Origin of the sequence: Metabacillus malikii, assembly GCF_030813355.1 — a bacterium.
GTDB lineage: Bacteria > Bacillota > Bacilli > Bacillales > Bacillaceae > Metabacillus > Metabacillus malikii.
In genome coordinates this window covers 55959-72640 of record NZ_JAUSUD010000025.1, presented here as the reverse complement: position 1 = coordinate 72640, position 16682 = coordinate 55959, and the positions used below count along the sequence as shown (strand labels likewise).

The window sequence follows — 16682 nt, the reverse complement described above, 5'->3', positions numbered from 1 at the left end:
GACAATGCACTACCTGTCAGCTATACACTTCCGCCACTACGGTGTGTTCGGGACTTTCACCCGTTAGCCCGATACGCTGCCAAGCGCACAAAAGACAGAAGTGAAGCTTCACTTCTGTCTTTTATTTAATCTTCGTCTTCTTCATCCCTATTGTCCATGTCTGGCATATTAAACATTTGTTGGCTAGGGTCCATTTGTCCTTGATATGGATTAAATGGTTGCTGTCCATATGGTGCCATTCCTTGTGGTTGCGCCATATATGGTTGCTGTCCATATGGTACCATTCCTTGTGGTTGTGCCATGTATGGTTGTTGTTGCGGGTATGGCATCATAGGTTGTTGATATTGAGCTGGGAAACCTTGCTGATATGGATTTGCTTGGTATGGATTTACGTATGGTGCTCCACCTCCACAACCACAATCATCCTGACCACCAGTATATGCAGGTGCAACTTGAGGGTTGTATGGTTGATTTGGCTGCTCAGCATAATCATAATCATCGTCATCATCAAAGTCTTCATCATATGCACCTAATACAGGATTTTGATGTAAACCGCTTCCCGGCAATACTGGTGATACCGGTACTCCCGCATAAGGATTTACTGGAAATCCTGGACCATAATGCATTGGCGCTGCTTGAACCCCTCCATATCCATGAGGAATTGGAGCATGTGGATAGTAATTAGGTGGGCATAAACCACTTCCTGGTAAAACAGGTGAAACTGGAACCATATGTTGTTGTGGTGCTACAAACTGTGGTTGTTGCATCATTGGCTGTGTATATGCAGGATTTTGCATATACGGTACATTCGGCATGTTAGGTACATTCGGCATATTTGCCATATTTTCTGAATCCTCCTCATTTTGTTCTGGTGATACAGGTAATGGCGTTTCTTTGACTGGTTGTTTCACTTCTGCTTCAATATTTTCTTGTTTTGGCGTTATAGGCGGATTTGACATTTGCGGCATCATCGCCATATTCACCGTATAATAATTATTCACGTCTAGCCCAGTATATACCGGATGTTGAACATTTGGTTTTGGAACTGGCGGAATATATGGTTTCGATGGTTTTTCTTGATCAACTTCTTTTGGTATTGTATCTTCAACATCAACAACTGGTTTTGGCTTTTCCTTTGCGAACGGATGGTCTGAAACTGGCATCTCTTTCTTTTGCTGAATAGGTGCCTCTTTTTTAATGACGACATTGCCTGTTTGAGATGGAACTTTTATCTTCATACCAGGCATGATTAAATCTGGATTGCTTAATTGTGTATTCATACTCTTCAATTCTTCAAAATCAACCCCATATTTATTTGCAATTTTCCAAAGGGTATCGCCTTTTTGTACAATATGAATTTTCAATGCTTTCCCTCCTAAGCATAAAAACATTTTCAAAAAAAGCAAAAATTACCTTCATATTTTGGAAGATTTTAGACATAATCATTTAAGATTATGTTCATATAAGCAGCTTGAAACAACGGTAGAATACATAATAATCAAGCTACTCCATACAGCAAACATTCATTTTTAAAAACAAGACGTCTCATTCTTCATCACAATTTATGTCTTTCTCTGGAAAATTATGAATAAAAACAATAAAACTACCTATAATGGCGCAATAATAAATCTCCGTATAACAACCATATGCTGCTTGTTGAAAATTTATTAGTCTGAATTTTAAATACCAATGATTTACTTTGGAAGGGTTGTTGGACAAAAGTATAAAAGTGTTGGAGGGTAATACATCGTTTTGTAAAAGGTGATGAATAAGTAGACATTTTACTCCTTCTAACTGATGAAGGAGATTTTGAAGCGCGCTCTATCCTAAAACCTTCTTCATTGCCTTTATGAAGGAGATTTTGAAACATGCTCTATCCTAAAACCTTCTTCATCGACTTTATGAAGCAGATTTTGAAACATGAACTATCATGAAACCTTCTTTATCGTTTTTTAGAAATGGGTTTTAACCCGTTCCTTACCAGAAATCTCCTACACCTTTTCCAAAATGACATATTCTGTCTAGAAAGACATGAATTGATTATAGCTACCATATGAACGATTCGGAAGCAGCATGATCCCACAGTGAATAGTCAGTAAAATAGACAAAGTAAAAGACCACCCTGTTAGGTAGTCTTCTATAATAATGTTTATACATTGTCCAACATTCTATTTAATGCTAATACCGCATCTTTTGTAATATGATCAGGGACAATGATTTGATTAGACAATTCTTCATTTTCTAAGCTTTCTAGTGCCCATAGAAGATGTGGTAAATCGATTCGATTCATTGTTAGGCAAGGGCACATATATGGATTTAGTGAGACAATTTTTTTATCTTGATTGTTTTGGATAAGTCGATTGACAAGATTCATTTCTGTTCCTATTGCCCATTTCGAACCGGGTTCTGCTGCTTCAATCATATCGATGATGTATTTCGTTGAACCAGCATAATCTGAATGTTCGACAACTTCTCTGCTACATTCTGGATGGACAAGAATTTTCATATCTGGTTCAGTTTTTCTTAAGTGTTCAATATTGGCAACTGTAAAATTTTCGTGTACGGAGCAGTGTCCTTTCCATAAAATAACGATTATATCCTCTATATTCCCATCATATTCAAGCTTATTTGTAATTGGATTCCATATCGCCATTTTATCAAGAGGTACTCCTAAATCATAAGCTGTGTTACGGCCTAAATGTTGATCAGGCAAAAAGAGAATTCGTTCTTTTTGAGTGAACGCCCATTGTAACATTTTTTTAGCATTTGATGATGTGACAGTTGCCCCGCCATTTTTGCCAACAAATGCTTTGATTGCTGCAGTTGAATTTACATATGTTAAAGGAATAATCGTGTCTCCAAATAATTGCTGCAGTTTTTCCCAAGCCCGGTCGGTTTGGTCGATATCAGCCATGTCTGCCATTGAGCAGCCTGCACGCATATCCGGAAGAATAACCTTTTGATGATTCGCTGTTAACATATCTGCCGTTTCTGCCATAAAGTGGACACCACAAAATACAATGTATTCGGCATCTCTATTTTCTGCAGCAGCTTGTGCTAGCTGAAGGCTATCGCCAGTAACGTCAGCAAATTGTACTACCTCATCCTTTTGATAATGATGTCCAGGAATGTACAGCCTGTTTCCGTATTTCTCTTTAATTTCTTTTACGCTTTGTTCCATTTCTTCATAACTTCTATTTTTATATGATTCTGGCATCATTTCTTTTTTATCATGTTCAAGTAAATCTAGTAGTTCCATTTTACCAACCCCCTATTTTACATTTAAGCTAATATCTAATGATTTATATGAATGTGTTAAGAAGCCTAACGAAATATAATCAACATTTGTGTCCTTGTATTCCGCTAAATTATGAAAGCCAATTCCACCCGATGCTTCAGTAATAATATGTTTTGGTGTTAGTTCTACAAATTTCGAAACTTCATTAGGTGTGCGATTATCAAACATAATGACATCAGCCCCAGCTTCAATTGCTTCTAATAATTGCGTTTCAGTCTCAATTTCGACTTCGATTTTCACCATATGTCCCACATTTTCTCTCACTTGTTTAACGGCATTCGTTATTGATCCTGAAAATGCAATATGATTATCCTTAATCATGACTCCATCATAAAGCCCAAAACGATGATTGTACCCTCCGCCACATGTTACAGCATATTTTTCAAACATTCTTAAGCCAGGTGACGTTTTTCTCGTATCACATATTCTTGTATGATTTGATTGGATTGTATCGACAGCTTTTTTTGTAATTGTCGCAATACCGCTCATTCGTTGGATTAAATTTAAAATGACCCGTTCACCACTTAATATCGAGGCCACAGGACCTTGTATGTCCGCAATCTTATCTCCTGATTTAACAATGTCTCCATCCTGTTTATATGTGGTTACGAGAATATCATGACCGAAAAAGTTAAGCCCGGCATGGATTATTTCATTGCCTGCAAATACTCCGTCCTCTTTCGCAATAATCACTGCTTCACCTCTTGCATCATTGCGAAAAATTGATTGACTTGTAATATCCACTTCCCCTAAATCTTCTAAAAAGAATTCCTCTAGTTTTTTTCGAAGTTTTATTTTGTTCATCATTTATACCTCCGCGTACATTTCTTCCTTCGTTCGTATAATCTGCCTTTCGTTCCACTCATTATCATTTGTGTAAGGAAAATCTAATCGGTAATGCCCTCCCCTACTTTCGGTGCGTTTAAGTGCTGAGGATGATATGAGCCACCCAATTGTCAGAAGATTTATCGTTTCCATTTCTTCCCTTGTGAGATTTTTCACATTAAGGTCAAAAAAAGTAGATTGATATGTTTTAAACCAGTTTACCGCAATCGTTAATTCTGCTTCAGTTCGTTGTATACCGACATATTCGGACATCACCCTTTGAATGTGTTTTCTCGTTGGGAGGTTGAGCTTTTGTCCCTGACTATCAGTTCCTTCATCAATGGAATATGATGCTCTTTTTTCAAAAGGTACTGATAAAATATGTGAAGCGACATTTTTTCCAAATACGAGTCCTTCTAGCAATGAGTTACTCGCAAGTCGATTAGCTCCGTGTACACCGGTACATGCCGTCTCTCCTATGGCGAATAAATCTTTAATCGAGGTTTCACCTTTATCATTTGTCCGAATTCCCCCCATTAAAAAGTGCATTCCTGGTGCAACTGGGAGCTTACCGTGTTCAATATTCACACCGTTTTCTCGGCAAATGTTGGACACAGTCGGAAAACGCTCTTTAAAATTGGTTATTGGAGAAATATCAAGATATACGTTATGCCCTTTTTTCATTTCTTCAAAAATAGCTCGTGAAACAACATCTCTTGGAGCGAGGTCTTTTTGATGATGAATATTGTGCATAAACGCTTCCCCTCTGTCGTTTATAAGAACGGCCCCTTCACCACGTACTGCTTCTGAAATTAATCCAACGCAGCGGCCTTCAATATTTAACATCGTCGGGTGAAACTGGATAAATTCCATATCAGTAATCTCTGCGCCGGCACGGAAAGCCATGGCGATTCCGTCCCCCGTAATAACATCAGCATTGGAAGTATGACCGTACACTGCCCCGCAACCACCACTTGCTACTATCGTTTTGCTCGCTAAATATGTATTTAGCGCACCATTATTCGCTTTCGTACGAACACCAAGACAAGTACCATTCTCAATAATTAAATCTAAAGCCATTTCGTTTTCGATAAGTACAGCTTTTGATTTTATTTTGTTATATAAAAACATTGTCATCTCTCGGCCTGTTGCATCACCACCAGCATGTAAAATCCGATTGTGACTATGTGCTCCTTCTTTTCCTAAAAGAAATTGATTATTGTTATCGGTATCAAATGTCATTCCATTTTTACACCATTTAACAATTTCAATTGGCCCCTCTGTAACAAGCTTTTTTACATTGTGTTTATTATTGTGATGACAACCAGCTATTAACGTATCTTCGTAATGATTTTTCCAAGAATCGTTTTTATGAATTGCAGCAGCAATACCACCTTGTGCAAGCATTGAGTTGCTCTCTGTCCACGATGATTTTGTGATAACAATCACATTTTTATGTTTGAGATAATAAGCAGCAGATAACGCTGCAATCCCACTACCAATAATGATGACATCTGTTTGAGGCATATAACACCCTCCTGTAAATTTACACGTGTCTTGACACCTATATTTACATATATTTAAAATAATGACAAGAGTTTTTATTCGTAATCTTTAAGATTACAAGAAATATAGAGGTGAAAATATTGATTTACCTGGATTATGCAGCAACAACCCCGATGAGCGAAGATGCGATTTCGATGTATGTTAAAGCTGCAAAAGATGCATTCGGAAACAGTAGCAGCCTTCATGACATTGGTGGCTTCGCTTCTCAAACATTAGATGCTTCAAGAAAATTAATTGCTTCTCTCATTGGTGGAACTTACAAAGGTCTCTTTTTTACCGGTAGTGGCAGTGAAGCAAATACATTAGCGATTCAATCATTACTAAATGGTGTGGATTCTAGCAAAAAGCATATCATTACAACTCAAATTGAACATTCTTCTATTTTTAATTATTTTAAAAAATTAGCTAAAGAAGGTTATGATGTTACATTTTTAAAACCTGACAAGCATGGGTACATTGAAAAAGAACAAGTAGACAAAGCGTTACGTGCAGACACATGTCTTGTATCGATCCAGCATGGGAATTCTGAGCTTGGAATTATTCAACCGCTTGCAGAAATAGGAAAGCTCTTAAAAACGAAACATGTACTATTCCATAGTGATTGTGTCCAAACGTTTGGGAAGGTCCCTGTCAATGTTGATACACTTGGGCTTGATGCAGTATCGATTTCAAGTCACAAAATACATGGACCTAAAGGGATTGGTGCTGCATATGTACAGCCTTCTGTTTACTGGCAGCCTGTTATAGAAGGTACAACACATGAATCAGGGTTTCGTCCTGGGACTGTAGATGTACCAGCGGTTGCTGCTTTTGCAGTGGCAGCTAAAAAGATCACCGACAGTATGAGCGAGCAACACCATCATTTTAAAGAGTTAAGAAAAAGTCTTATACAACACTTGGAACCAATATCAAGTCGTATTACAATACTAAATAATGACGAACACACAATTTTGTCTAATATTTTCCCAGTATGTGTCTCAGATATTGAAGGACAGTATATTATGTTAGAATGTAACAGATATGGCTTTGCCATTTCTACAGGCAGTGCATGTCAAGTTGGTATGCAAGAACCTTCCCGGTCACTTCTTGCAATTGGTTATGATGAACATAAAGCTAAACAATATATTAGAGTTTCATTTGGGGTTGAAACTTCCGAATCACAAATTCTAGCATTTGCTGAAACATTAATAAAAACTGTTAACATTTTTCATCAAAGAGATTGGAGAGGCTGAATTTGAAACAAGATAAATTACTTGGAGATGAACGAAGGCAGTTGCTTTTAGAGCTGCTTACTAACTCTAATGAGCCGATTACAGGCGGAGAATTAGCGACGAAAGCAAATGTTAGCCGTCAAGTGATTGTGCAAGATATCTCACTATTAAAGGCAAAGAACCACCCAATCATTGCTACTAGTCAAGGTTATGTTTATTTGCAAAAACAAACCGACGAAAATCGTTTAAAAGAACGAATTATTGCTTGTAAACACTCACCAGAGCAAACATTAGAGGAATTAACCATTCTTGTCGACCATGGGGTTTTTGTAAAGGATGTAACGGTTGAACACCCGGTTTACGGTGAGTTGACCGCTTCAATACGCGTTGGAAATCGCAGAGATGTAGAAGAGTTCGTAAAAAAAATTTCTGATGCTAAAGCTGCATACCTATCACAACTGACTGGTGGTGTGCATTTACATACGATCCAGGCAAATACAAACGATAAATTAGACAGGGCATGTCTTGAACTAGATCAGAAAGGGTTTTTAGTACATGATGAATCATGATGTAAATTCCTTTAAATGAGTGGCTGGAAGTTCGTAGCAATTTAGAACTGCACATAAAAAAACAGGTGGGAGAAATACAAGTACCACCTGTTTTACACTACTTATAGTTTAAGCTACCTTGTTTAATCGAATATGCCTCATACGAGCCTAAGAGCTTTACACTACACCCTAGTGCCTCTAATTCAGCAATTGCCCCTGGAATTAATACTTCATCAAGCATCATGTCAATATCAATAATGAAGAAGTAATTACCTAATCCGGTCTTCATTGGCCTAGATTCAATTTTTGAGAGGTTTAATTTCCGCCAAGTAAAAGCAGATAACACTTGATGTAGGGCCCCGGATTGATCGGAAGGTAATGTTACCATTAACGTTGTTTTCTCTTTGTCAGCAACAAGATATTTACTTTGATAGTCTAATGTAGTTGTTTTATGCAAAATCGCAAATCTAGTATGGTTGTAATGGTAATCGTGGATGTTTTCTTTGACGATTTTAAGGCCGTATTCTTTAGCTGCTAACCCATTAGCAATTGCTGCTACTAATTCATCAGGATGTTCGCTCACATATTGTGCAGCAGCACCTGTTGAGGTTGCATAATCATATGTAGCATGTTTAAACATTTTATGTAGAAACTTATGACATTGCGCAATCGCATGTGAATGTGAATATACCCTCGTAATGTTCTCCCACTCTTCAACTCTAGAAGGGTGCACCATAAAGTGTTGTTCAATTGGAGAAACAATTTCACCTACTATGTATAACGGACGTTCGTGTATGAGATAATCAAAAGTTAAATTGACTGACCCTTCTAATGCATTCTCTGTTGGTACAACCGCATAATCGATGTCACCGTCTGCTACAGCATCGATACATTGTGGTATTGTAGAAATTAATACTTGCTCAACATCATCTCCGAAAAAAGCTTTAACAGCTAAATGGGTAAATGTTGCCTTTGGTCCTAAAAATCCTACCCTGATTGTCAAACTATTTCACTCCTTATGCTCCTTGACCTAAGATCTCAACTTTTTCAACAAATTCTAATCTTCGCAATCTTGCCATTAATCGATTAATGTCTTCTGTCATCCCGTTTGTATTGAGAGAGAGTGTCACATTCGCACGACCTTGGATTGGGATTGTTTGATGGATTGTTAATACATTACAACCAGCTGTCGCAACGACAGATAATAATTCCGAAAGTGTCCCACTACGATCTTCTAAATGAAAAAAAAGTGTAATTAATTTCTCCTTTACCATTGTATGAAAAGGAAAAACTGCATCACGATATTTATAGTACGCACTTCTACTCATATCAACACGTTGGACCGCTTCTGCTACTGAGTCAACCTTTCCCCGTTCAATCAATTTTTTTACTTCTAATGTTTTTTTCATCGCTTCAGGCAAGATATCTTCACGCACTAGAAAAAATTTATCGTCCTTCATAAACTCCCTCCCCTCATTTAGCTAATGTAGTTAATTTATCATAATATTCTTTAAATATCTTCAATTTTCTTAAATTTTCTAAGTTGTTTTCATTATTGACTTTTATAGTCCGTGAACCCTTACGTGTAATGGCATATACAACTTCTGAACCTTTGCACTTTGTTGGTCGTTTTTAGGTTTCAAAAGTTAGTGAGGTACGTACATAATAAATGACATTTTTCTACAGTGAGTAGATTGAAATAATTGCCCAACTATAAAGTCTCCTACCCACATCCCTCTCTCGTGTTAACATTACCAGATAAGGAAATTGCTAAAAATATGTACATTCATACAAAAAAAGAGCTTTAGTAAGCTCTCTAGTGCCTCAAATTGAACGATATTTATTCAATAAACTCAAATTCATATTCAAGCAATTTTACAATATCTCCGTCTTTAGCGCCTCTTTCACGTAACGCTTCATCAACACCTAAACCTCGAAGTTGACGGGCAAAGCGTCTAATCGATTCTTCACGTGAAAAATCTGTCATTTTAAACAGCTTCTCGATTTTTTCACCGGATAAAACAAACGCACCTTCATCATCTCGTGTAATCGCAAAATTAGGTTCTTCTTTCTTGAATTCATACACGACACGATTTTCAGTTGCTTCCTCTTCATATAATGGAAACTCTGGCGTTTTTTCAATTGTATCAGCAATTTCAAATAAAAGTTCACGAACCCCTTCACGAGTAATCGCTGAAATCGGGAAGATTTTCGCATCAGCTGCGATTTTCTTTTTGAAGTTTGCTAAATTTTCCTCCGCTTCAGGCATGTCCATTTTATTTGCAACAATAATTTCTGGTCTTTCTGTTAAGCGAAGATTATATTCTTTTAATTCGGCATTTATCGTTATATAGTCATCATATGGGTCACGACCTTCAAGCCCGGACATATCAATTACATGGACAATAACTCTAGTTCTCTCAATATGTCTAAGAAATTGGTGACCTAAGCCTACTCCTTCATGAGCTCCCTCTATTAATCCAGGGAGGTCAGCCATTACGAAACTTCGACCATCATCTGTTTCAACCATCCCAAGATTCGGAACTAATGTCGTAAAGTGATATTCAGCAATTTTCGGTTTTGCACTTGAAACAACCGATAGTAATGTTGACTTACCTACACTTGGAAACCCTACTAAGCCTACATCTGCTAATACTTTAAGCTCCAAAACAACATTTCGTTCAATTCCCGGCTCACCATTTTCTGACAGCTCTGGAGCAGGATTTGCAGGTGTTGCAAATCTAGAGTTACCACGTCCACCTCGTCCACCTTTTGCAATAACAGCTCTTTGACCATGCTCTGTTAAATCTGCAATAATTTGACCTGTCTCTTCATCCGTAACAACAGTGCCTGGTGGAACCTTTACAACCATCGGTGAGGCATTTTTACCATGTTGATTTTTTGACATCCCATGTTCACCACGAGGTGCCTTAAAATGACGTTTATAGCGGAAATCCATTAATGTTCTTAAACCTTCTTCAACCTCAAAAACAACATCTGCACCATTGCCGCCATCCCCACCTGCTGGGCCGCCTTTCGGTACATATTTTTCACGACGAAATGCAACCATTCCGTTACCACCATCGCCGCCTTTAACATAAATCTTGACCTGATCGACAAACATTTGTCTTCCTCCGTTCTAATTACCTAATGAAACCACGATTGCTGCTTCGTATGTATTCACTTGAAATTCCTTCACATTTACTTGTGGTACATGATTTGTATGAAGCCAGTTTATTAAAGGGTCTGTTTCTTTTATTATGCCATTAAAATCAAAAAAGAAACGAATTCTGTCTATATCAGAATCGATATTTATCGTAATCGTTAAATGGTTATCATGGCATTTATCGACAAGCTTGTCTAATAGACTAAAAAAACTGCTACTCCAACTTGAGATTGCTTCATCAAACGCTTCTAATAATACGATTTCACCTACTATTTCATATTCCAATTGAAAATGATGGGGGTCCCAATTAAATGTAAGAAGGCTACTCGCAAAGGTTGGCACTTTTAAATTACATAGTTTTGATTCTTGCTTTGCTTCTATGATGAGCTCTTCAATAATGGCATCTACACGATCATATTTTTGTAAGGATAAATTCCCTTTTATTAATTGAAGCTTATTCATCCAATCATGTCTTGAATGACTTAATAAATCAACAATATTCCATTCTTCTTGTTTATTTTTCATACTATGTCCCCTGTTTTTTAATATTCGAAGTAGTATGAGGCTGTACTAAAAATTATAACAAACATTGTCCGATAACAATAGAATTATTCAAGGAAACGATGAAAGTCCCTCTTGTTGAAGTCTCACTTTAAGCTGTACAACTTATGATGATGTATAGTTTTGGAGTCAACACTTACTAAATGTTGACTCCAAAACTACAAAAAACTCTAGCCTATACAAGGCTAGAGTTTTTCCTTAGTAATGAACTTATGCTTCTTGAGCAACTGGATATACACTAACTTTTTTACGATCGCGTCCGAAACGTTCGAATTTCACAACACCATCAACTTTTGCGTATAGTGTATCATCTCCGCCACGGCCAACGTTTTCACCTGGGTAAATTTTTGTACCGCGTTGACGGTAAAGAATTGAACCACCAGATACGAATTGTCCATCTGCACGCTTTGCACCAAGACGTTTTGAGATAGAGTCACGACCGTTTTTAGTCGAACCTACCCCTTTCTTAGATGCGAAGAATTGAAGATCTAATCTTAACATGAAATTCACCTCCTGTTTAGTTCATTGTTGTTACTGTAATATATTGTCCATACTCTCTTTCAATTGTTTGTAATGAGACGAGCATTCCTTCAAGTAACAATTGAACTTTGTCACTCGTTGCCGTGTCAAGATTGTCTGGTAACTTAACATGTAAGTATCCACCATCTCCACCTTGGTCAATTTGTGGTTCAATATTTGTCAGTGTTAATACTGCATTAACAGCACCGAAAGTTACTGCTGAAGCCCCAGCGCAAACAATATCCTTGCCATGCTCATCGAAATCAGCATGTCCAGAGAGAATGAACGATGTAATATGTCCATCTTTTGAACGATAAATTTTTGCATTTATCATATCAATTCGCCTTACGCGTTAATTTTGTCGATGACAACTTTTGTGTATGGCTGACGGTGACCTTGTTTTTTACGGTAGTTTTTCTTAGCTTTATATTTGAAGACAGTGATTTTCTTTTGACGACCATGCTTTTCAACTTTACCAGTTACAGTCGCTCCGTCAACAGTTGGGCTACCAACTTTAACGTTTTCTCCACCTACAAATAAAACTTTGTCAAACGTAACAGTCTCACCTTGTTCAGTACCAAGCTTTTCAACATAAATCACTTGGCCTTCTTCAACTTTAATTTGTTTTCCACCAGTTTCGATAATTGCGTACATTCCTTGCACCTCCTATAAACTCAGACTCGCCAAAACAAGGTGAATGATTTACTCATTGCTTTATAACCTGATTTTGAGCGGTTGTAGCACGGGTGCGCTACAGTCATAACATTAAACATAATATCAAAAACAAATGAATTATGCAATAGTTTTTAGTTATACACCTAATTTTTAAGCTAGTCTTGCTTTAATCTCCTCTAAGCTTCCAATATGTTTAATTTGATATGAAGAGACTTGCCCTTCACAGCTAGAAATGATTAATTTATATTTCAAACTACTCTCTAGTCTATGGAGGTGGTCATTATTCGTGCCTGTTAATAACTCAATGACATCCGCAGTTGCTTCAATCCAAATTGCCTCATTATCCATATATTGATATTCCCACAATTCTCTTTCTAGCTTAAATGCAACAGTTTCAGCTGAAATGATTCTACCTGTACCAGTACATGTAGGACATACACTTGTCATACTCATTGTTATTGGCTCTCTTACCTTTTTCCTCGTCATCTGCAATATATTTAATTCTGTAAAACCGATAACTTTATGTTGGACTCGATCTTCCCTCATACTATGTTTAATCGTTTGAAGTATCTTATCGCGATCTTCTTTGTGTTTCATATCAATGAAATCAACGAGAATTATCCCACTCAGATTACGAAGACGAATTTGCTTTGCAATTTCTATTGCAGCATGTCGATTTGTTTCTATAACGGTGTCACGCATCGATAATTTCCCGGAAAATTTTCCTGTGTTAACGTCAATAATTGTCATAGCTTCTGTTTGTTCAATGACGATATATGCCCCATTTTTCAACCATACAATTTGCTTAAATAATTTTTCAATCTCTGCTTCAACTTTATAACGAGAAAAAATTCCTTCTTTCTGATCATAATAGCTAAGCACTTCTTGAGGGTACTGTTCCTTTAACTTTTGCACCCTGTCAAAATTGTCACAAATAATTTGGTCTTCATTTGTAATGACATGTTCATTAAGAATCCGTTCAATAAAATTTGATGCTTCATGTAGACATACAGGTCTTTTGCTAGTCATTCTTTTAATCCTTTCAAATTGACCTTTTAGCCTATCATATTCAGCCTTTAAGATTTCTTTTGCATGATTGTTACTGGCAGTTCGAAATAAAAAGCCTTCTTGTTCCCCGCGAAGTTCATTACCAATATGGTATAACCGTGTACGTTCATTCTCATCATCGATTTTTTTTGAAACTGCTATATAATTACCAAATGGCATAAAAACCAATAAGTTTCCACTAAATTCGATATTAGTAGTTAACTTAGGGCCTTTCTGTTCATTTCCTTCTTTTACAACTTGCACAAGAACTTGTTCACCTTCATGAACATAATTCGAAATAGATGATTTCTCAGGCGTTACCTTTCTTTGCACCTGAAAATTCATCACATCATTACGATGTAAATATCCATTTTGACCAACACCGATATCGACAAAGGCAGCTTGCATTCCAGGAAGAACTTTCGTTACTCTTCCCAAGTATATATTTCCAACTATTTCTTCTTGTACCGAGTATGTTTGATGGATTTCTTTTAGTTGCTCATTCTCAATAAGTGCACATCTTACTTCTGTCGTTTTTTCATTAATTATAAACTTACGCACCAAATAACTCCTTCTTTCTACGTGAACCACAATTCTATAAATACTATAACAAAACTAGCATTGTGGAGTAAAACCTTAATAGCCATAATAAATGTCCCCAACTTTAGAATCTGTTAATTTATTTGCAAAATAAGCATGCAGTAGTTCATTTTCATCCATCTCAGCTAATTTTTTACCGTCTTTTTCAACAATGATTAGATGTTTACACCCTCTTTGGAATTGTAATAGAACATGGTAGATTAAATCTGTTTCTTCAACAGTGATAGGCTTTAATTGATAGAAAGCATCTTGTTTACCATAGTATCGCTCCATCAAAAAACGAATCCAGCCATACATGCGATTTTTATATTCATGATAGAGATTATAAAGAAGAAACGTTGTTATCATCCACATATTAATATGTGTTGGTGAAAAGATTAGTGTTATGGTTATATAAATGATTAAGACGAAGCAAGAGGAAATAAGCATATGTGTATGTGCTTTTTTATAGGGCCAAAAAAGTGAGAATAAGATAAAAAGCAGCTTCCCTCCATCTAAAGGCCAGATTGGTAGCAAGTTAAAAAGTAGAATTGTAATATTATAAAATGTAAACGTTGTATAATCAGCTTCACTAAACAATGATAATTGCAGAAGCAGAGATGCGGCACCTTGCAGCCATAAATGCTGTATAGGGCCGGATAATACGACAATTAATTCCTCTTTCAAGGAACGGTTTCCATGCTCATCTACTTCCGCAACACCACCAAAAGGAAGTAGCATAATCGATTTGATTCTCCAAGAAAAAAAATGAGCACTTATTGCATGGCCCATTTCATGGATAAAGACGATAACCATTAACATACATAGAGGCTTGAAATTAGCAGTGATGACACTAATTCCAATCATAACCCACAGTAATGGATGAATGTGTATTTTATGAAGTAAGGATAAGTAATTACTCAAATGGTATCACCTTGTTCGGGTCAATGAAATCATCACCTTTTTTAATGGCGAAATAATAAGTACCTTTTTGTTTTTCATTTAATTTAATATTTCCAAGCTCCTCACCTTTCTTTACATACGTATACAGCGGGACATTTATTTTATCTAAATTTCCGTACCAAGATTCGGAACCATCACTATGTTGAACAACCATTGTTAGGCCGGTATCAGCCATTTCACCTGTTTTGATGATAAGACCTTCATCCATAGCTTCAACTTTAGGTAAATCCGTTTCAACCATAATCCCTTGACCATTGTCTTGGAAAGATTGAAGCACTCTTCCTGTCGCTGGTACTGCTAATTGTGCTGTCTCAGTTTTTTCTTTATCCGTATTTTCCTGTTCTTGTTTAGGATTAAATAATGCTAACGGTTCACCAAATTGGTCTCGATACCAACTTGATACTGCTGCAAATTGGAACTCTTCCTCCATCGAATACGTAATTGCTGACTTAGCTTTATCAAACATCGGCGAACCATTTTTAAAGATAATCGCGACTAGTAATACAATGACAGCAGAGAATAGTATTTTAAAAATAAACACTTCTGCTTTAAACAAAGGATGCCCATTTTTTCCGTTTTGGGGGCCTCCTTCAAAGGAAGGTGGTGAATAACTTCCATACCTCTCTTCATCTGTCATGTATAAGGATGTTCGTTTAGAGCTGTCATTTGGTTCATTAACGGTTATTCCTCTTTCACGTTTTCGTTTTGCAATTCTTTTTCTAATTTCATCCGCTCGATGACTCATCCCCATCAATCCTTTTAGTCAGTTTGTACAAGTTTATGTCTTGTCCCCTGCGGTTATGAACAAAAAATTCCGACACCTTTAGGAAATAACAAAAGACTAGTGGTTGACTATTGTTGCCAATCAAGCAAAAATAATCAAACACTAGTCTTTTACTAGTAAACTATGAAACTCTTCGTTATACTCGTACACCGAAGAATTTCTTTAATTTTGTTAACATGCCTTTATTTTGTTCCTCTAATGATTGTAATGGAACGGACTCACCAAGAATACGACGTGCGATATTTCGATAAGCAATCGCAGCACGATTATTTGGGTCCATAGCAATAGGTTCACCATTGTTAGACGCCTTAATCACATCATCATCATCGGCAACGATGCCAATCAAATCAATTGAAAGATGTGAAACGATTTCATCAACATCTAGCATGTCCCCGTCTTTAACAAGATGATTTCGTATTCTATTAACGACAAGTTTTGGAGGTTCCATATCTTCTTTTTCCAATAAACCGATTATACGATCTGCATCACGAATAGCTGATACTTCAGGAGTCGTGACAACAATTGCTTTATCTGCACCAGCGACAGCATTTTGATAGCCTTGTTCAATGCCTGCCGGACAGTCAATAATGATATAATCATAATCTTGTTTTAATTCTTCAATAATTTTTTTAATTTGCTCAGGCTGTACGGATGTTTTATCACTTGTTTGAGCAGCTGGTAATAAATATAAATGATCTTCAAAACGCTTGTCCTTTACAAGTGCCTGGTGCATTTTACAACGCCCATTCACTACATCGACTAAATCATAAATTATCCGATTTTCTAGCCCCATTATAACATCTAGGTTTCGAAGACCGATGTCTGTATCTACTAAGCAAACACGTTTGCCTAATATAGCCAAAGCTGTCCCTAAATTTGCCGATGTCGTTGTTTTCCCAACTCCACCTTTACCTGAGGTAATGACAATCGCTTCACCCAT

Annotated in this window: 16 protein-coding genes, 1 pseudogene and 1 other annotated feature; of the genes and pseudogenes, 2 read left to right on the top strand and 15 right to left on the bottom strand. The window is 36.8% G+C overall.

Annotated features, from left to right (window positions below):
- Positions 1 to 1213 precede the first annotated feature (1213 nt).
- The 4 genes and pseudogenes from safA to nadB form a co-directional block, all read right to left on the bottom strand.
- Positions 1214 to 1364: pseudogene (gene safA / locus J2S19_RS23750) on the bottom strand (SafA/ExsA family spore coat assembly protein); the annotation flags it as partial.
- A gap of 785 nt (positions 1365 to 2149) precedes the next feature.
- Positions 2150 to 3259, bottom strand: a complete 1110-nt coding sequence (gene nadA, locus J2S19_RS19495; RefSeq protein ID WP_307345337.1) for a quinolinate synthase NadA — start codon at positions 3257 to 3259, stop codon at positions 2150 to 2152.
- Between the two features lie 12 nt (positions 3260 to 3271).
- Positions 3272 to 4102 (bottom strand): carboxylating nicotinate-nucleotide diphosphorylase, encoded by an 831-nt coding sequence (gene nadC, locus J2S19_RS19490; protein ID WP_307345335.1) that lies wholly within the window; start codon positions 4100 to 4102, stop codon positions 3272 to 3274.
- Positions 4103 to 4105: 3 nt separating this feature from the next.
- Positions 4106 to 5650, bottom strand: coding sequence for an L-aspartate oxidase (gene nadB, locus J2S19_RS19485; RefSeq protein WP_307345333.1), 1545 nt, complete (start codon positions 5648 to 5650; stop codon positions 4106 to 4108).
- Between the two features lie 116 nt (positions 5651 to 5766).
- Here nadB and J2S19_RS19480 point away from each other — a divergent pair, with 116 nt between their 5' ends.
- On the top strand, positions 5767 to 6921 hold the full coding sequence (locus tag J2S19_RS19480; protein WP_370875178.1) for an IscS subfamily cysteine desulfurase: 1155 nt from the start codon (positions 5767 to 5769) through the stop codon (positions 6919 to 6921).
- Positions 6922 to 6923: 2 nt separating this feature from the next.
- On the top strand, positions 6924 to 7469 hold the full coding sequence (locus J2S19_RS19475) for a transcription repressor NadR (RefSeq protein ID WP_307345329.1): 546 nt from the start codon (positions 6924 to 6926) through the stop codon (positions 7467 to 7469).
- Between the two features lie 97 nt (positions 7470 to 7566).
- Here the strand turns inward: J2S19_RS19475 and pheA are convergent, their stop codons facing one another.
- From pheA to minD, 11 genes are all read right to left on the bottom strand, one after another.
- On the bottom strand, positions 7567 to 8445 hold the full coding sequence (gene pheA, locus J2S19_RS19470; RefSeq protein ID WP_307345344.1) for a prephenate dehydratase: 879 nt from the start codon (positions 8443 to 8445) through the stop codon (positions 7567 to 7569).
- Between the two features lie 19 nt (positions 8446 to 8464).
- Positions 8465 to 8908 carry a transcriptional regulator ThrR gene (gene thrR, locus J2S19_RS19465; RefSeq protein WP_307345327.1) on the bottom strand — a complete coding sequence of 148 codons (444 nt, stop codon included), beginning with the start codon at positions 8906 to 8908 and terminating at the stop codon, positions 8465 to 8467.
- Between the two features lie 380 nt (positions 8909 to 9288).
- On the bottom strand, positions 9289 to 10572 hold the full coding sequence (gene obgE, locus J2S19_RS19460; protein ID WP_307345325.1) for a GTPase ObgE: 1284 nt from the start codon (positions 10570 to 10572) through the stop codon (positions 9289 to 9291).
- A gap of 15 nt (positions 10573 to 10587) precedes the next feature.
- Positions 10588 to 11139 (bottom strand): Spo0B C-terminal domain-containing protein, encoded by a 552-nt coding sequence (locus J2S19_RS19455; protein ID WP_307345323.1) that lies wholly within the window; start codon positions 11137 to 11139, stop codon positions 10588 to 10590.
- A gap of 246 nt (positions 11140 to 11385) precedes the next feature.
- Complete coding sequence (rpmA, locus tag J2S19_RS19450) at positions 11386 to 11676, bottom strand: 50S ribosomal protein L27 (protein ID WP_048688955.1); 291 nt, start codon at positions 11674 to 11676, stop codon at positions 11386 to 11388.
- Between the two features lie 16 nt (positions 11677 to 11692).
- On the bottom strand, positions 11693 to 12028 hold the full coding sequence (locus J2S19_RS19445) for a ribosomal-processing cysteine protease Prp (RefSeq protein ID WP_307345318.1): 336 nt from the start codon (positions 12026 to 12028) through the stop codon (positions 11693 to 11695).
- A gap of 11 nt (positions 12029 to 12039) precedes the next feature.
- Complete coding sequence (rplU, locus tag J2S19_RS19440; RefSeq protein WP_095302397.1) at positions 12040 to 12348, bottom strand: 50S ribosomal protein L21; 309 nt, start codon at positions 12346 to 12348, stop codon at positions 12040 to 12042.
- 12 nt (positions 12349 to 12360) lie between these two features.
- Positions 12361 to 12441 (bottom strand) — a sequence feature (ribosomal protein L21 leader region).
- Between the two features lie 78 nt (positions 12442 to 12519).
- Complete coding sequence (locus J2S19_RS19435; protein WP_307345316.1) at positions 12520 to 13977, bottom strand: Rne/Rng family ribonuclease; 1458 nt, start codon at positions 13975 to 13977, stop codon at positions 12520 to 12522.
- A 75-nt stretch (positions 13978 to 14052) separates the two neighbouring features.
- Positions 14053 to 14919 carry a M50 family metallopeptidase gene (locus J2S19_RS19430; protein ID WP_307345312.1) on the bottom strand — a complete coding sequence of 289 codons (867 nt, stop codon included), beginning with the start codon at positions 14917 to 14919 and terminating at the stop codon, positions 14053 to 14055.
- The gene (locus J2S19_RS19425) at positions 14912 to 15703 is read right to left on the bottom strand and encodes a peptidoglycan DD-metalloendopeptidase family protein (RefSeq protein ID WP_307345309.1); all 792 of its coding nucleotides are present in this window, start codon (positions 15701 to 15703) and stop codon (positions 14912 to 14914) included. The genes J2S19_RS19430 and J2S19_RS19425 overlap by 8 nt, the downstream gene beginning before the upstream one ends.
- 175 nt (positions 15704 to 15878) lie before the next feature.
- The gene (minD, locus tag J2S19_RS19420) at positions 15879 to 16682 is read right to left on the bottom strand and encodes a septum site-determining protein MinD (RefSeq protein ID WP_307345307.1); all 804 of its coding nucleotides are present in this window, start codon (positions 16680 to 16682) and stop codon (positions 15879 to 15881) included.

Coding starts and splice junctions, on each gene's coding strand:
- J2S19_RS19445 (WP_307345318.1), bottom strand. CDS start 12,028: ATGATAAATGCAAAAATTTATCGTTCAAAAGATGGACATATTACATCG.
- rpmA (WP_048688955.1), bottom strand. CDS start 11,676: ATGTTAAGATTAGATCTTCAATTCTTCGCATCTAAGAAAGGGGTAGGT.
- J2S19_RS19455 (WP_307345323.1), bottom strand. CDS start 11,139: ATGAAAAATAAACAAGAAGAATGGAATATTGTTGATTTATTAAGTCAT.
- nadA (WP_307345337.1), bottom strand. CDS start 3,259: ATGGAACTACTAGATTTACTTGAACATGATAAAAAAGAAATGATGCCA.
- J2S19_RS19425 (WP_307345309.1), bottom strand. CDS start 15,703: ATGAGTCATCGAGCGGATGAAATTAGAAAAAGAATTGCAAAACGAAAA.
- rplU (WP_095302397.1), bottom strand. CDS start 12,348: ATGTACGCAATTATCGAAACTGGTGGAAAACAAATTAAAGTTGAAGAA.
- nadB (WP_307345333.1), bottom strand. CDS start 5,650: ATGCCTCAAACAGATGTCATCATTATTGGTAGTGGGATTGCAGCGTTA.
- obgE (WP_307345325.1), bottom strand. CDS start 10,572: ATGTTTGTCGATCAGGTCAAGATTTATGTTAAAGGCGGCGATGGTGGT.
- thrR (WP_307345327.1), bottom strand. CDS start 8,908: ATGAAGGACGATAAATTTTTTCTAGTGCGTGAAGATATCTTGCCTGAA.
- nadC (WP_307345335.1), bottom strand. CDS start 4,102: ATGAACAAAATAAAACTTCGAAAAAAACTAGAGGAATTCTTTTTAGAA.
- minD (WP_307345307.1), bottom strand. CDS start 16,682: ATGGGTGAAGCGATTGTCATTACCTCAGGTAAAGGTGGAGTTGGGAAA.